At 40.9% G+C, this 15750-nt stretch carries 15 protein-coding genes; 6 read left to right on the top strand and 9 right to left on the bottom strand.

Annotation, left to right across the window (positions count from 1 at the left end):
- The first annotated feature begins 13 nt into the window (after nucleotides 1-13).
- The 4 genes from moaC (at nucleotide 14) to TI10_RS11410 (ending at nucleotide 2073) form a co-directional block, all read left to right on the top strand.
- Nucleotides 14-493 carry a cyclic pyranopterin monophosphate synthase MoaC gene (gene moaC / locus TI10_RS11425; protein WP_049583486.1) on the top strand — a complete coding sequence of 160 codons (480 nt, stop codon included), beginning with the start codon at nucleotides 14-16 and terminating at the stop codon, nucleotides 491-493.
- Nucleotides 490-735 (top strand): molybdopterin synthase sulfur carrier subunit, encoded by a 246-nt coding sequence (gene moaD, locus TI10_RS11420; protein ID WP_049583485.1) that lies wholly within the window; start codon nucleotides 490-492, stop codon nucleotides 733-735. The genes moaC and moaD overlap by 4 nt, the downstream gene beginning before the upstream one ends.
- Nucleotides 736-738: 3 nt before the next feature.
- On the top strand, nucleotides 739-1194 hold the full coding sequence (gene moaE / locus TI10_RS11415) for a molybdopterin synthase catalytic subunit MoaE (protein ID WP_049583484.1): 456 nt from the start codon (nucleotides 739-741) through the stop codon (nucleotides 1192-1194).
- Nucleotides 1195-1362: 168 nt separating this feature from the next.
- Complete coding sequence (locus TI10_RS11410; protein ID WP_049583483.1) at nucleotides 1363-2073, top strand: Bax inhibitor-1/YccA family protein; 711 nt, start codon at nucleotides 1363-1365, stop codon at nucleotides 2071-2073.
- A gap of 88 nt (nucleotides 2074-2161) precedes the next feature.
- On the opposite strand, the gene TI10_RS11405 is transcribed toward TI10_RS11410, so the two are convergent.
- The 5 genes from TI10_RS11405 to cecR are packed head-to-tail and all read right to left on the bottom strand — an operon-like array spanning nucleotide 2162 to nucleotide 7879.
- A complete protein-coding gene (locus tag TI10_RS11405) occupies nucleotides 2162-3268 on the bottom strand; it encodes an ABC transporter permease (protein ID WP_049583482.1) in 1107 nt (368 codons plus the stop codon).
- 12 nt (nucleotides 3269-3280) lie between these two features.
- Nucleotides 3281-4441 (bottom strand): ABC transporter permease, encoded by a 1161-nt coding sequence (locus tag TI10_RS11400; RefSeq protein ID WP_049583481.1) that lies wholly within the window; start codon nucleotides 4439-4441, stop codon nucleotides 3281-3283.
- Nucleotides 4438-6174 carry an ATP-binding cassette domain-containing protein gene (locus tag TI10_RS11395; protein ID WP_049583479.1) on the bottom strand — a complete coding sequence of 579 codons (1737 nt, stop codon included), beginning with the start codon at nucleotides 6172-6174 and terminating at the stop codon, nucleotides 4438-4440. The genes TI10_RS11400 and TI10_RS11395 overlap by 4 nt, the downstream gene beginning before the upstream one ends.
- Before the next feature lie 9 nt (nucleotides 6175-6183).
- Complete coding sequence (gene hlyD / locus TI10_RS11390; protein ID WP_049583478.1) at nucleotides 6184-7176, bottom strand: secretion protein HlyD; 993 nt, start codon at nucleotides 7174-7176, stop codon at nucleotides 6184-6186.
- Between the two features lie 16 nt (nucleotides 7177-7192).
- On the bottom strand, nucleotides 7193-7879 hold the full coding sequence (gene cecR / locus TI10_RS11385; protein WP_049583477.1) for a transcriptional regulator CecR: 687 nt from the start codon (nucleotides 7877-7879) through the stop codon (nucleotides 7193-7195).
- 302 nt (nucleotides 7880-8181) lie between these two features.
- On the opposite strand from cecR, the gene rhlE reads away from it, so the two are divergent.
- Both rhlE and dusC read left to right on the top strand, forming a co-directional pair.
- On the top strand, nucleotides 8182-9453 hold the full coding sequence (rhlE, locus tag TI10_RS11380; RefSeq protein WP_049583476.1) for an ATP-dependent RNA helicase RhlE: 1272 nt from the start codon (nucleotides 8182-8184) through the stop codon (nucleotides 9451-9453).
- A 16-nt stretch (nucleotides 9454-9469) separates the two neighbouring features.
- Nucleotides 9470-10402 carry a tRNA dihydrouridine(16) synthase DusC gene (gene dusC / locus TI10_RS11375; protein WP_049583474.1) on the top strand — a complete coding sequence of 311 codons (933 nt, stop codon included), beginning with the start codon at nucleotides 9470-9472 and terminating at the stop codon, nucleotides 10400-10402.
- A 119-nt stretch (nucleotides 10403-10521) separates the two neighbouring features.
- Here the strand turns inward: dusC and TI10_RS11370 are convergent, their stop codons facing one another.
- The 4 genes from TI10_RS11370 to TI10_RS11355 all read right to left on the bottom strand — a co-directional run bounded on the left by TI10_RS11370 (nucleotide 10522) and on the right by TI10_RS11355 (nucleotide 15637).
- Entirely contained in the window at nucleotides 10522-11076 is a 555-nt protein-coding gene (locus TI10_RS11370; RefSeq protein ID WP_049583473.1) for a GNAT family N-acetyltransferase, read from the bottom strand.
- A gap of 261 nt (nucleotides 11077-11337) precedes the next feature.
- Nucleotides 11338-12447: a lipase family protein gene (locus TI10_RS11365; RefSeq protein WP_049583472.1), complete on the bottom strand. Its 1110-nt coding sequence runs from the start codon at nucleotides 12445-12447 to the stop codon at nucleotides 11338-11340.
- Between the two features lie 577 nt (nucleotides 12448-13024).
- Nucleotides 13025-14140, bottom strand: a complete 1116-nt coding sequence (locus TI10_RS11360; RefSeq protein ID WP_049583791.1) for a lipase family protein — start codon at nucleotides 14138-14140, stop codon at nucleotides 13025-13027.
- A gap of 378 nt (nucleotides 14141-14518) precedes the next feature.
- Nucleotides 14519-15637: a lipase family protein gene (locus TI10_RS11355; RefSeq protein WP_049583471.1), complete on the bottom strand. Its 1119-nt coding sequence runs from the start codon at nucleotides 15635-15637 to the stop codon at nucleotides 14519-14521.
- Nucleotides 15638-15750: the final 113 nt, after the last annotated feature.

Here is a 15750-nt window from a genome sequence, read left to right as displayed (position 1 = left end):
TCAGGAGCTGAGAATGTCTCAATTAACTCACATTAATTCTACCGGTGAAGCGCATATGGTTGATATTTCTGCTAAAGCTGAAACATCACGCGAGGCTCGGGCAGAAGCGTTTGTTGAAATGAAGCCGGAAACATTGGCAATGATTATTGAAGGTCGCCATCACAAAGGTGATGTGTTTGCAACCGCGAGGATTGCTGGTATTCAGGCAGCAAAGCGTACATGGGAATTAATTCCGCTTTGTCATCCCTTACAGCTAACTAAAGTGGAGATCCAGTTGGAAGCACAGACAGAATATAACCGGGTGAGAATTGAATCCTGTTGTCGTTTGACTGGAAGAACCGGCGTTGAAATGGAGGCACTGACAGCAGCATCAGTCGCAGCGTTGACAATTTACGATATGTGTAAAGCTGTACAGAAAGATATGGTCATTGGGCCAGTGCGCTTGCTGGAAAAGATAGGTGGAAAATTAGGCCATTTTAAGGTGGAGCAATGATTAAAGTACTGTTTTTTGCTCAGATACGTGAGCTGGTAGGTACTGATTCACTGGATCTTGATAATCGTTACACAACCGTTGATGGTTTGAGAAAGGCGTTAATAGCAAAGGGAGAACGTTGGGCCTTGGCGTTGGAAGATGGAAAATTGTTGTCAGCGGTAAACCAATCTCTTGTTCATGGCGGGCACCCACTACAGGATGGTGATGAAGTGGCCTTTTTCCCGCCAGTGACTGGGGGATGATAAATGAAAAACACCCGTATTTTCGTTGGGCCGGAAAATTTCAATGTAGAGGATGAATATCAATGGCTTGCTCAATGTGATGAAGATGGCGCTATCGTCACTTTCACCGGCAAAGTCCGCAATCATAATTTGGGAGATAATGTCGGGGCGCTGAGATTGGAACATTATCCGGGAATGACGGAAAAAACGTTACAGCGTATTGTCACCGAAGCACGCAGTCGCTGGCCGTTGCAGCGAATCAGTGTTGTTCATCGGGTTGGTACGCTTTCTCCAGGTGATCAGATTGTGTTTGTCGGTGTAACTGGCGCTCATCGTCATATGGCTTTTGAAGCGGCTGAATTTATTATGGATTATTTGAAAACGCAGGCGCCTTTCTGGAAAAAAGAGTTTTTGCCTGATGGTGAACGTTGGGTTGAATCCCGTGAGAGTGATCAGGAAGCCGCGAAACGTTGGTCATGAAAGTGTTAGCTAAATTCTGCGAAACGCTTCGAAAAAGGATTGAGTAAAAAGATTTCTATATGAGTAATTATTGAATAGTTAATATTCTATGATAATGTATAAAACTTGAGTGGGTTGTTGGTACTGAACAACCCAGGTCTTTAATATCGTTATATAAAGGTAAGCTTCATGGATCGATATCCACGCTCTAATGGTTCGATAATCCAGCAAGCTGGAACCGGCCTACAAACTTATATGGCCCAGGTTTATGGTTGGATGACTTGTGGTCTGTTGTTAACCGCATTTGTGGCTTGGTATGTGTCACAAAATCAGAATGTTGTTGAATATATTTTCTCAAACTCGGTGGTTTTCTATGGATTAGTTATTGCTCAATTGGGATTGGTTTTCGTCCTCTCTGGCATGATTAACCGCATGGGAGCTTCGTTAGCTACTGGGTTGTTTATGCTCTACTCAGCGCTGACTGGGCTAACGCTTTCCGGTATTTTTAAAATATATACTGGTGGTTCCATTGCCACTACTTTTGTCGTGACGGCGGGGATGTTTGGTGCGTTGAGTTTTTACGGCTATACCACCAAACGTAGCCTGAGTGGCCTTGGTAGCTTCTTGTTTATGGGGCTGATCGGCATCATTTTGGCTTCTCTGGTTAACTTCTGGTTAAAGAGTGAAGCGTTGATGTGGGCGGTAACCTACATTGGTGTCGTTATCTTTGCGGGCTTAACCGCTTATGACACTCAGAAGCTGAAAGAGATGGGTGAAAATCTGGATGTGAATGACAAAGAGAATTTGCGTAAATTCTCTATTGTTGGCGCACTGACCCTGTATCTGGACTTCATTAATATGTTCTTGATGTTATTGCGTATTTTTGGCGATCGCCGCTAGTCATTAATTTGCTTCTGATAAAAGCCCTGCACAGTAGTTAAGCGTAGCTAAAATGGTTAAGCATAGCTAAAATGCAGGGTCATTCTTGTTAAGCGATCTTCCGCCGAAATAACCAATAAGCAAGATTACCGGTTGTGGCAGTAATGGCTAAAAGCGGCCATAGACTCCTCCAGATAACCGTGAAATCGGCATCTTTGAGATAAATTTGCTTGGTGATGTCGTTAAAGTGCCAGATAGGATTAATCCAGGTGATATCTTGTAACCATCCGGGCATGTTTTCGACCGGAGAAATATAACCGGAGATTAAGATGGCGGGCATGATAAAGACAAATACGCCAATAAACGCCTGTTGTTGGGTGTAGCAAAGGGAAGAGATTAACAGGCCAAATCCTACCAGCGATAAACTGTAGATCAGCATGGCGCAGTAAAACAGCGTGAGTGAACCCGAAAAGGGGATTTGATAGCAGAAGATACCAATAGCTAACACCAAAGTTGCCTGAAAGGTAGCGACAATCACCGCAGGGACCGCTTTGCCAATGAAAATCTGCCAGGTAGTCATAGGTGAAACCAGTAGCTGGTCCAGCGTTCCCTGTTCCCTTTCACGTGCAATTGATAGCGCGGTGACGGTTAATATTCCAACCGTGGTAATTAGCGCCACCAAAGAGGGCACGACAAACCATTTGTAATCCAAGTTGGGGTTATACCAGTTGCGGATGACTAACTCGCTATTATTGGCTTTCGGCAGGTTACCCATCAGTTCCTGTTGATAGTTAAGGACAATTTCTTGGATATAGCCCGCTGCAATTTGAGCGCTGTTAGAATTGCGTCCGTCCAGCAATACCTGTAGGGAAACTGGGTCATGGCTGGCGATCTTAGCACTGAAATCTTGTGGGAAACGTACCAATAATAAGGCTTTCTGGTGATCGATTATCGGCTGAATTTCTTGTGAATGGTTTAGTAATATCACGTCAGGAAATGCTTTTGATTTTGCCAGCCGTTGGGTGAGCTCAATAGAAGCTTTACCTTTGTCTTCATCAAAAATAGCAATAGTCGCGTTAGTTACATCAAGGGTTGCTGATAGAGGAAATAAGATCATCTGGAAGATAACCGGCATAACCAAGATAGCCCGTGTTTGCGGATCTCTGAGTAGAGACTGCAATTCTTTAATAATCAGGGTGTAAAGACGATAAAACATGCTAATTCCTTCTTAATCCAGACGCCGCTGGGTTTTCCATGCAGTCAGGCCAATAAACACAATAGCGGAGGCGATCAGTAATAATAGATTTATCATCAATACCGTGCTGATATTTCCCGCCAGAAAGAGCGTATGTAAACTACTGACAAAATAACGAGCCGGGATGAAATAAGTCACTACCTGAATAAAGGCGGGCATGCTGTTTATTTCGAAGATGAAGCCGGAAAGCATAATTGCAGGTAGAAAGGCGACATTCAACGCTATCATTGCTGCATTAAATTGGTTGCGGGTTACCGTAGAGATCAAAAGCCCAATACCAAGGGCGGTAGCCAGATAGAGGCTAGTGATGGCGGACAATATCCACAGCGAGCCTCGGTATGGTACATCTAACACGAATACTGCCACCAGCATACAGAGCAGCATGGAGAATGAACCGAGCACTTGATAAGGCAAGAGTTTAGAGAGCAGTAATTCGGTGCGGGTAACTTGAGTAGAAAGCAGGGCTTCCATCGTACCGCGTTCCCATTCACGCGCAACCACCAATGACGTCAGAATGGCGCCAACCACGGTGATGATAATGGTGATTGCGCCGGGAATGATGAAATGCTGGCTAATTGTCGCCGGATTGAACCAATAACGGACCTGCATATCAATCAATGGATTAGCCGTGTTTCCTTGATCTTGCCCTCTTTGTTGTAGCCAAATCTGCCATACTCCTTTGGCATAATTTTGTACAAAGCTGGCGGTATTGGGTTCACTGCCGTCAGTGATCACCTGAATTTGTGCTTTACCATCGGAGCGAGCAAGTTGCGTATCGAAATTAACAGGAATGACAACCAGTCCACGTATTTCCCCTGATTGCATCATATTAATTAATTGCTGACGATTATCACTGATTTTAGGTTCAATATAGGGCGAACCGGCAAAAGCCTGTATCAACTCACGAGCATCTTTACTTTGTTGTTCTACCAGAATACCAAGACGGACGGTACTGGAGTCGAGATTAATACCATAGCCAAAGATAAATAGCAGAATCAATGGAATGACAATAGAAATTAATCCGCTGGTGGGATCGCGTAAGATCTGTTTTGTCTCTTTTATGCAAAGTGCTTTCAATCGCCACCAAGAGAAGCGGACAGCTTGCTGTGGAGCATGTTGCTTTGGGCTATTCATTGTGGCTCCTCATCATAATTGATGACCAGATCAATAAATGCCTGTTCCATTGATGGATCAGGATTTTCATCGGTAGCAACCAATTGTTTCAAATCATCAGGTGTTCCGGCGGCGATCAATTTACCGCGGAATACCAGCCCTATTCGGTCACAATATTCGGCTTCATCCATAAAGTGGGTGGTCACCATAACGGTGACGCCTTTATCTACCATCCCATTGATGTGTAACCAGAATTCGCGTCGTATCTGCGGATCGACACCAGAAGTCGGCTCGTCCAGGAACAGAATATCCGGTTCATGCATCAATGAACAGGAGAGGGCAAGGCGCTGTTTATATCCTAGAGGCAATTCGTCGGTGGTTTGATGTAAAACAGATTTGAGATTGAAAGCTTCGATCATGCCGTCAATTTTCTCTTTTTGTTTACGTCCTTGCAGGCCATAAATGCCGGAAAAGAATTTCAAATTCTGTTCAACCGTCAAGTTGCCGTACAGAGAAAATTTCTGCGCCATATAACCTAAATGTTGGCGAGCTTTCCCGGAGCTGGTTTTAAGATCCATTCCTAATACCAGTGCCTTACCGCTAGTGGGTACCATAAGCCCGCACATCATTTTGAATGTAGTGGATTTACCGGCGCCGTTCGGGCCAAGCAGACCGAAAATTTCTCCGCGCTTCACCTGAAAATCAACATGGTCAGTGGCCGCAAAATCGCCAAATTTTTTAGTTAAATCCTGTGCTTCAATCACGGTTTCTGTCGGGTTAGCTGCAATCCGCGGCATAATCTCTGCCAGTTCTGAACGACGGGTAGAGCCGCCGCCAAGTAAATCGATAAAAGCATCTTCAAAGCGGGGAGCGGCTTTAATGATTTCGGCATCTGGTAGCTCAAGCTGATTAAGTAATTGTTGCGGGGTAGCGTCAGGTTTGAGAATAAGGCGGACATATTTCCCCTGAATCACGCCATCTGTTACTTGTGGCAAGGTAAGGGCGTGTTGCAGTGTTTTTCTACGGGAATTCTGTTTGGTATCAAGTAGAAAAGAACGTCCGAACATCTTTTGGGTCAATTTTTGCGGCTGTCCATTGTAGAGCAACTTTCCTTGATTAAGTAATAGGACATCACGACACTGCTCAGCTTCATCCAGATAAGAAGTACTCCAGAGAATTAGCATGCCATCATCTGCCAGTTCATGAACCATGCGCCAGAGTTCGCGGCGGGCTATTGGGTCAACACCAACGCCAGGTTCGTCCAGCAGCAGAATTTTGGGTTTGCCAAGCAGAGTGCAGGCAAGCCCCAGTTTTTGTTTCATACCGCCTGAAAGTTTGCCTGCCAGGCGCCCGGTAAAACGGGTCAGATCGGTAAACGTAAGTAATTGCTCATAGGTTTTCTTACGTTCATCACCCAGTACGCCACGCAGATCTGCATATAAGTTCAGATTTTCTAATACGGTTAAATCTTCATACAGGCCAAATTTCTGCGGCATATAGCCCAATTCAAAACGCACTTGTACGCCATTTTTTATCGGATCAAGCCCCATTATTTCAATAGAACCACTATCGGGTTTCAGTAAACCCGCTAACATGCGTATCAGCGTCGTTTTTCCCGCTCCATCCGGCCCTACAAGGCCGGTAACAGAGCCGCCGTAGATCTCAGCGGTTAAGCTGGATACCGCAGGATGACTCAAGTTAGGAAAAGTTTTCTCGGCTTTTTCCAACTTTATCGTATATGCAGCGCTGCTCATGACAGCCCCTTATTTGTCTGAATCAGAAAAATGCAGGGTAACAGGCATACCTTGACGCAGGGCATCATCTGGGTCGGTGACAATAATGCGTAACCGATAGACGAGATCGGTACGTAGATCGAGGGTCTCTACATTTTTTGGCGTAAATTCGGCGGTGGGTGAAACAAAGCCAATTTTGCCGTGATAAGGTTTATCTTTGCGGCTGTCAGTATAGAGTAAAATTTCACGTCCGGGGGTTGCCTGCCCAAGATAGCTTTCACTGATATAAGCACGAACCCAAACCGGGTCAGTCAGAGAAAGCGTAAACACCGTATTGCCGGCTGCCAACATAGTGCCGGGTTCAATGGCGCGGGTTAGGATAGTACCCGGTGAGGGAGAAGTCAGTTGAGTATCTTGTAAATCCAATTCAGCCTGAGCGACCGCCGCTTCGGCTTGAGCAAGCTGGCCTTTAGCTTCTGCAATTTCTTCTTTACGATAACCGGTTTCGAACTGGTTCAGTTTATCTTTTGCTGCTTGTAAAGCCGCTAATGCCTGATTACGATTCGTTCTAGCATCATCTAATTCGTTGGCTGAAATAACTTTGCTTTGCCACAAGCCTTGCTGGCGTTTGAGGAAACTATCAGCGAAATGCCAGGCAGCTTCACGTTGTGCAACTTCCGAACGTACTTGGGCAATTTCTTCGGTGCGATAACCCTCTTCCATCATAGCCAAACGTGCTTTAGTGCTATTACGAGTGGCTTTCGCTTTATTCAGAGCATTAATAAATGGCCCATTATCCAGTTGGCCGATCACTTGATTAGCTGTAATGGTATCGCCTTCATCAACTTGCAGGTTGGCGAGTTTACCACCGACTCGGAAACTAAGATTAACAGTACGTATATCTACATTGCCATAGAGAGTTAGAGTTTTATCATTTTTACCTTGATAATAGTAACTTCCTAAAATAGCGCCAAGAATAATCGCGACCACTAATATTGCCAGTGTGAACTTTTTGTTGTACATGATATTCCCTGTTATTTTATTTATTCGAATTATGTTTTTTCAGTCCATTAAGTAATAAATCAATATGCTGGATCAGGATCTGATCAATCAATTTATATTCTTCGGGTCCAATATTATTCCAGCCGGTTTGACGTAATAAGGTTTCCCTTGCCATTCTGAAAGTGAGAATTTCTCCCATTAGTGCGTGGGCATGCAGCATGGTAGAGAGCTGATGTTCATCGGCGCCGATATAGCTGGCAATCAGTTTATTTAATCTGTTATGGAGGGGCGCTAGCGCTTGCTCATGGATTAGAGTATAGGCATCCGTTGGGGCGAGTTGTTCTCTGGCCATTATCCGGCTGATATTAATACTCTCTTTTTCAATCATCAGACGATTAACGCCAAGAAATCCTTCGTGAATTAATCTCAATATATTTTCCGGTGAACCTGTCGTTGATGATGAAAAAAAGTCATCAATTTCTTTAAAAAGATGAGTGAACTCCTTCTTGATTGTGTCAGTAATATACTGGGCGACTGCCTGATAAAGCCCTTCTTTAGAGCCGAAATAGTAGGCTATGGCTGCAATGTTCTGTTGCGCGCGCAATGCGATTTCCCTAGTTGTTGCACCGGTCAGTCCTGATTTACCGAAAATTTCAAGAGCTGCTTCGAGTAACTGTTGTTTAGCTTGTTCGCCTCTGGCGGTTTGGGTGTTGTTGACTGACATGGACATGAATCCTGTTGCAAATAATCAAAAGACTTAAACAAAATATCAATCATTGGTTAACTCTATACTTATAGTAAATCAATGTAAATTGCATAAAAATGTTATGGATCATGAAAATTACCGGGTAAATAGCTGTAGTTTTAGTTGCACCCTCAGAAAGTATATCTGATATAATAATTCAGATATGGAGCATTGCAGTTTGTGTTTTTTCCTTTGTGGTATTTACCACGTCTGATTTTCTTCCCATAAAACTGCCCCTGAATAGCGTTCAGGAATGGTGAAGTCTGGAGCATTTCTTATTTATGAGTTTTGAATCACTTGGCTTAAGTGCTGATATTTTGCGTGCCATTGAAGAACAAGGTTATTCAGTGCCAACGCCAATCCAACAACAGGCAATCCCTGTCGTATTAGCAGGTAAAGATTTATTAGCGAGTGCTCAAACAGGCACGGGTAAAACCGCAGGTTTTACCTTACCCATGCTGCAACGGTTAAATGATTCTCCTATTCAGGTGAAAGGGCGTCGGCCAGTCAGAGCATTAATCTTGACGCCAACCCGTGAATTGGCGGCTCAAGTGGGTGAAAATGTCCGTGATTACAGTAAATACCTCAGATTGCGTTCTCTGGTTGTTTTTGGCGGTGTTAGCATTAACCCTCAGATGATGAAATTGCGGGGTGGTGTGGATATTTTGGTCGCAACACCGGGTCGTTTACTGGATCTTGAGCATCAAAATGCCGTTGATTTATCGCGGGTAGAAATTCTGGTATTAGATGAAGCTGACCGTATGCTGGATATGGGGTTTATTCATGATATCCGCCGGGTGCTGAATAAATTACCGCCGAAACGGCAAAATTTGCTGTTTTCGGCCACTTTTTCTGACGATATCAAAAACTTAGCCAATAAATTATTGCATGATCCTATTAGTGTTGAGGTTGCGCGTCGTAACTCTGCTTCTGAACAGATTGAACAGTTTGTTCACTTTGTCGATAAAAAGCGTAAAGGTGAGCTGCTCTCTTTCTTGATCGGTAGCCGTAACTGGCAGCAAGTTCTGGTGTTTACTCGAACTAAACATGGCGCCAACCGTTTGGCAGAACAGTTAAATAAAGATGGTGTAACAGCTTCTGCCATTCATGGTAACAAAAGTCAGGGGGCGAGAACCCGTGCGTTGGCTGATTTTAAAGATGGCCGGATCAGAGTACTGGTAGCGACAGATATTGCTGCCCGTGGTTTGGATATTGATCAACTGCCTTATGTAGTGAATTTTGAATTGCCTAATGTCGCCGAAGATTATGTCCACCGTATCGGTCGTACTGGTCGGGCGGATGCGACAGGGCAAGCACTTTCTTTGGTCTGTGTTGATGAGCATAAATTGTTGAAAGATATTGAGCGTTTGCTAAAACGGGAGATTCCTCGTATGGCAATTCCCGGCTATGAGCCAGATCCGACCATCAAGGCTGAACCTATCCAAAATGGCCGTCAGGCACGTGGCGATAATCAGCAGAAGAATAGCCATCGTCGCTCTGGCGCACCTTCGCGTCAGCGTAGCCGCAATCGTGATGTATCCCATAAAGCCTAATGCTAGAGGTTAATGAATGCGGGTTTTACTGGCTCCGATGGAAGGTGTGCTGGACTCTTTGGTCAGGGAACTGTTGAGTGAAATCAATGAGTATGATCTGTGCATTACGGAATTTTTACGGGTTGTCGATAGCCTATTGCCGGTAAAATCTTTTTATCGGCTTTGTCCTGAATTACGTCACCAAAGCCGAACACCATCCGGCACATTGGTACGGGTTCAGATTTTGGGTCAATATCCGCAGTGGCTAGCAGAAAACGCGGCACGAGCAATTGAATTGGGATCTTATGGTGTTGATTTAAATTGTGGTTGCCCGTCAAAAACGGTCAATGGTAGTGGCGGTGGGGCAACGTTGCTGAAAGATCCTGAACTGATTTATCAGGGGGCAAAAGCGATACGTGAAGCGGTGCCTGCTCATTTGCCTGTGACGGTTAAGGTTCGCTTGGGTTGGGATAGCGGTGATCGGCAATTCGAAATTGCCGATGCGGTACAACAGGCAGGCGCGACGGAAATTACGGTTCATGGGCGAACCAAAGAGGATGGCTACAAAGCGGAGTGTATTAACTGGCAAGCGATTGGTGAAATTCGTCAACGTCTTTCTATTCCGGTTATTGCCAATGGTGAGATTTGGGATTGGCAAAGCGCGCAGGATTGCCTGAGTGTGACAAGTTGTGATGCAATCATGATTGGGCGAGGGGCGCTTCATGTTCCTAATTTGAGCCGAGTGGTGAAATATAACGAGCCAAAAATGTGCTGGCAGGATATTGTTCAACTATTGCAAAAATATATTCGGTTGGAAAAGCAAGGTGATACTGGGCAATATCATGTTGCTCGGATTAAACAGTGGCTTGGTTATTTGCGCAAAGAATATGAAGAGGCGACAATGCTGTTTGAGGAGATAAGAAAGTTAAAAACGTCTGCTGATATAGCACATGTTATCTCTTTGGTGTGACGGGTGATGAAGAGCAACTTAGAGCTTCCCATTAGGGCTATTATTTTGCTCTTTCTCTGCCATAAACATAAACTTGGGCAGTGCTCAGAAAAAAGCATGCCCATAAATATGCAAGGCAATTACTCTTTTTGAGGATTATTTTTATTCCACTCGTCGTGGGTTATTTCCCACGTTTCCGAGAGCATTCTTCCGCTAACAAAGTCTTTATTCTCTAGCTTTATTAATCGCATACCACTTTTAATTGATATTTTCCTTGAAGGGATATTGTCACTGGATTTGGGCGCTCTGAGTACTTTGCGATTTAAGGTATTAAACCAAAAATCAGTGACTACTTGGACTGCTTCGGTCATAAACCCGTTTCCATGCCATTGTGGATCTAGCCAAAAGCCTCTATTATTATTTTCTTGATCATATAGCGATATCATTCCTATTATTATTGATGGATCATCCTTCTTTCTTATAGTCCAAAACCATGCATTTCCTTCTGCCATTGATGGTAGCGCGATCTTATTTATATATTCCAGGGCGCCATCATCTGGGTAGGGCCACGGGGTGCTTGCTGTAAGATAACGAACAATTTCCCACTGAGGAAAGATCTTTTGAATTTGTATATAATCCTTACTTTCTAAAGGAGGTAATATTAATCTTCTGGTTTCTAGCTTTTTGGATTCCACTTTGGTTTCCTTTTGTCATGTTTGTTTTATGAAACGTCAGATGATAATGAATTTTATTACCATTACGTGATATTTTTGTCAAAAAAATTTTAATTAATATGATAATGGTCATCATGAATGATTTTGACAGAAAGATGACTTGTCGGAAATAACTTGGTGGGTAGTTAATTATCTGGAATAAATTTTTATTGTAGTAAATGGAACCTTTAATCAAGGTTCCATTTTGGTTAAGTTATAAAAGGGCTCAATACGATGAAATTATCAGGCATTATCTTCATCTTGAGTGAGAGATGATAAAAAGTTTCTAATATTGCGAGATTGACCATCGTTAATTACAACAATATCGTAATTAGTCGGTGGATTAGAACGATCATTAACTACAATAAAACTCATACCATACTCTTTAGCATAAGCATCAATGTGTTGAGATACGAGTTTTTCAATTAAACCTTGAGAAGGTTTTAAATCAGGCGCAGTAAAAGCTAAATCTGGCTTAAGTTGAGTATAATTCTTATCCTTCACGACTGAAATAAAACCGTTAACAATTAAAGTTGATATTGGATAGAGAACCTTAATTTCTTCTAATCCTTTTACACTCCAGGCTAGGGTAACGATATCTTTACGATTATGGATTCGGAGAAAATTACTTTCATAGCTAGATAGTAATGTTCCATTGAAAACAGATTCACTATAGGATGCAAAAACATCGTTACCGGCAGTTGGGGCAGCAAAGGAGGAAACATGAATACGAATATTATTGTTTCCTTTATCAATATAACGTCTCTTTAAATACAGACCAAGCGTAGAGGCCATCACACCGCCTAAACTGTGCCCTGTAAGAGTAATATTATGTACGCCTTCTTCCAGAGCAATTTTATCAACTGCCTCAATCAATGATTCTCCATAACCAGCAGGGTTATTGCTCTTTATTTGGTTAACAACGTAGTCTAAAGTTATGTGGGTTCCTTTTGAAATTTTAGCCTCTTTGGGGGCTTTTGAATCCCAAATTGACCAGTTTTCAGTTGTGCCTACATTGAAATTCTCATCAAACCAGTTAACAGCAGACCATGATCCGCGAATAACAATTCGATAATCGTTTGGATTGTTGAGATCTTTCACCATGAATAAAACGTGATCATCTTTTTTATCTGAAACGCTCTTTTTTTTATTAACATCAGCACTACCGACACGAAAAACAGCAGGTCCCCAAACGATAGAGAATCTATTTGCGGTTGCTTTACTACTTGCTAATGCTTTTTGAATATTTTCTGAAACGATAGCGGGTTCTGGTTGATTTGTTATTATACTCCCCGAGTTAATAATCAGGCCTAACGCAAGATTTATTTTTTGATCTTCAAGAGAAATTGTCATTTTTGTTTCCAATTTTTAATATAGTGAATGCTGATCTGATGTATTAGCTTAAACATCAATGATCAATACTTTGGGTTTTTACTTAAATAACAGAATAAAAGTTAATAATAATCTTTAAATCTGTTAAATGAGAGTATATAATTTTTTAAAGTTATTTTATTTAACAAAATAAATTATCTATTATGAACTTTAAAATAATCGATAAAAATTATGTTATGATTTTGTAAGATTATATTAGCCATTGGGAATGATAACATGAAGGGCATAGTTATATTGTTATTTGCGGAAAATAGTTTATTTTAGTATCTAAAAAGTGAGTGATAGTGAATTGCTGTAATTAGTGATAGGTCGGAAAAATAATTTATTTACTTTATTCAATTATACCCAATGGATTTCAAGATGCGTCGCGACGGTAAAGGAGCGAATCCCCGGGAGCATAGAGAACTATGTGACCGGGGTGAGTGAGTGTAGCCAACAAAGAGGCAACTTGAAAGATGACGGGTATATAATTTATTGCAATGAATGGAACCTTTATAAAGGCTCCATTTAAATCAAATATATACATAATAAGATAAATTTATGTAATATCGATTGTATTCTTAGTTAGAAACTTGAGGAGAGCAATAATACTTTCAGAGAGGCTATCATTAACTACAACTATATCGTAATCAGTCGGTATCTCTGGGCTATTATCAATTCGAATAAAACTCATGCCATATCCTCTGGGATATGCATCGATATGTTGATAACCTATCTTATTAAATAAGCCATGAATGGAGTCTGGAATTTTTGTAGTAAAAAAGTAGTCTGGAAAAATCTGGGTGTAATTTTTATCCCAAACAGAAAGAATAACAGCATCAACAAGTATTTTGATTGCTATATGTGGATAGATAGCCTTAATTTTCTTTAAATCTTTTATAGCCCATGCCAAGGGAACGATATCATGGTTATTATGAATTCTCAGAAAGTTACTTTTGTAATAATTATGCATTAATGTTCCGCTAAAAACAGACTCAGAATAGGATGCGAAAATTTTATTACCGGCAGTTGGAGCTGCAAAGGTACACACTTGAATATGAATATTATCGTTTCCTTTATTAAGATATCGTCTCTTCAAATATAAACCAATAGTAGAAGCCAATAAGCCGCCCAAACTGTGCCCTGTGACGGTAATATTCAGTATCTTATCTTTCCCTTCTTCTGTAGTAATTTTATCAATTTCATCGATTAGTGACAGTGATGTATTATCCTTATTAAGAGGCTTGCCATTAATCAGAGACTTTAATGCTAAGTCTGTTCCATAGGAGATCTTAGCGTCTTTAAATTCTTTAGGGATATTTGTGTCCCAATTTGACCAGTCTACAGTTGTAGCGACAAGAAGATCTTCATCAAACTCGTTAATCGTGGACCAAGTTCCCCGAATAACAAGGCGATAATCACTTGGATTATCGATATTTTTTACAATCATTACAACGTGATCATATTTTTTATCGTGGTGTTTTTCATCAATACGGAACACTGCCGGTCCCCAAATGATAGAGAATTTATCTGCCGTTGTCTTACTGTTTTTAAGTGATTTATTAATATCAAATTTGATGGTATTTATTTTGTCTGGTTTGTCAGATATTTCTCCAGAATTAATAATAAGGCCTAACGCGAGATTTAATTTTTGCTCTTCAAGAGATATAGTCATTTTTACTCCCTCTAATTTTTTCATATGGTAAATGTTGAACTGATGTTTAGGCTCAAACATTAAGGTTTGATTTTTTTAATCTTCCATTTAAATAAAAAACATAGTTAATTTTAAAGTTAATAATGAATTTTAAATCTGTCAAATGTGTGTAAGGAATTTTTTAATATTATTTTGTTTGTCAATATGTGAATTATTTATTACGGAATTAAAAACAGGTGATAAAAATGATGTGCTAAATAATCCCATAAAAATATCATTACATATTTGAAAGGTTATATAAGTGACTTTGTATATCATACTGCCTATGGAAAGTGGTTTATTGCAATGAATGGAACCTTTAATAAAGGCTCCACTTATGTTACTCATAATAAGATAAGGTTATTTAATACTGATTTTACCTTTGGTCAGAAATTTTAGGAGATCAATAATACTTTCGGATAGGCTGTCATTAACCACAACAATATCGTAATCAGCCGGTATATTTGAATTGTTATCAATGGTGATGAAACTCATGCCATACTCTTTGGTATAGGCGCGAGTATGTTGATTGCCAACATTAACCAGTAAATCATTAAACGACGCGATTGGTGATATTGGAATCTGTGAGTGAATAGGGAAATCTGGGAAAATTTGCGTATAATTCTTATCAAGGACGGAAAGAATAAGAGCATTAATTGTGACAGTTAACACTGGATAGATAGCTTTAACTTCCTCCAAACCTTTTATATACCAGGCCAAGGGAACGACATCTATACTATTATGAATTCTCAGAAAATTACTTTTATAACCGGCAACTGATATATCATTGAAAATAGATTCAGAGTAGGATGCGAAAGTATCGTTGCCAGCCGTTGGGCCTGCGAAAGCACAAACATTAATCCGAATATTGTTGTTTCCTTTATCAAGATACCGTCTCTTTAGATATAAACCAATGGTAGAAGATAGTACTCCTCCTAAACTGTGCCCTGTAATAGTAATGTTTTGTATCCCTTCTTTCTGTGCAATTTTATCAATAGCATCAGTGAGCGATTCTCCATAACCGGGAGGATTGTTGCTTTTCAATTGATTAAGAATATAGCCTAATGCCATGTCAGTTCCATAGGCTATCTTGGCATTTTTGGGTGATCTTGAATCCCATCGTGCCCAATCTTGCGTGTTACAGACAATAATATCTTCATTAAGCCAGTTAATATCGGACCATGATCCCCGAATAACCACACGGTAGTCATTTGGGTCATGACGATTTTGCGCAATGAATAGAACATGATCGTCCTTTTTGTCTATAATGCTTTTTTTCGCATTAACGTCATCAACGCGAAACACCGCAGGCCCCCAAATGATAGTGAATTTATTTGCTGTTGCTTTACTGCTTTCTAATGATCTTTGGATATTTTCCGAAACGATGCCCGGTTCTGATTTGCTAGTTTTTATACCTCCAGAGTTAATAATGAAGCTGAGCGCGAGATTTATTTTTTGATCTTCACGAGAAATAGTCATTTTTACTCCCTATTTTTTCATGTAATAAGTGTTAATACGAGGTATCTGTTTAAATATCAATATTTGATTCTTTTGCTCTTCCATTTAGACAAAAACAGATTTAAACTTAAAGT

It is taken from the genome of Photorhabdus luminescens subsp. luminescens, from assembly GCF_001083805.1.
Taxonomy (GTDB): Bacteria; Pseudomonadota; Gammaproteobacteria; order Enterobacterales; family Enterobacteriaceae; genus Photorhabdus; species Photorhabdus luminescens.
Note: the sequence above shows the minus strand (reverse complement) of the source record. Positions and strands in the feature narration are given on the sequence as shown.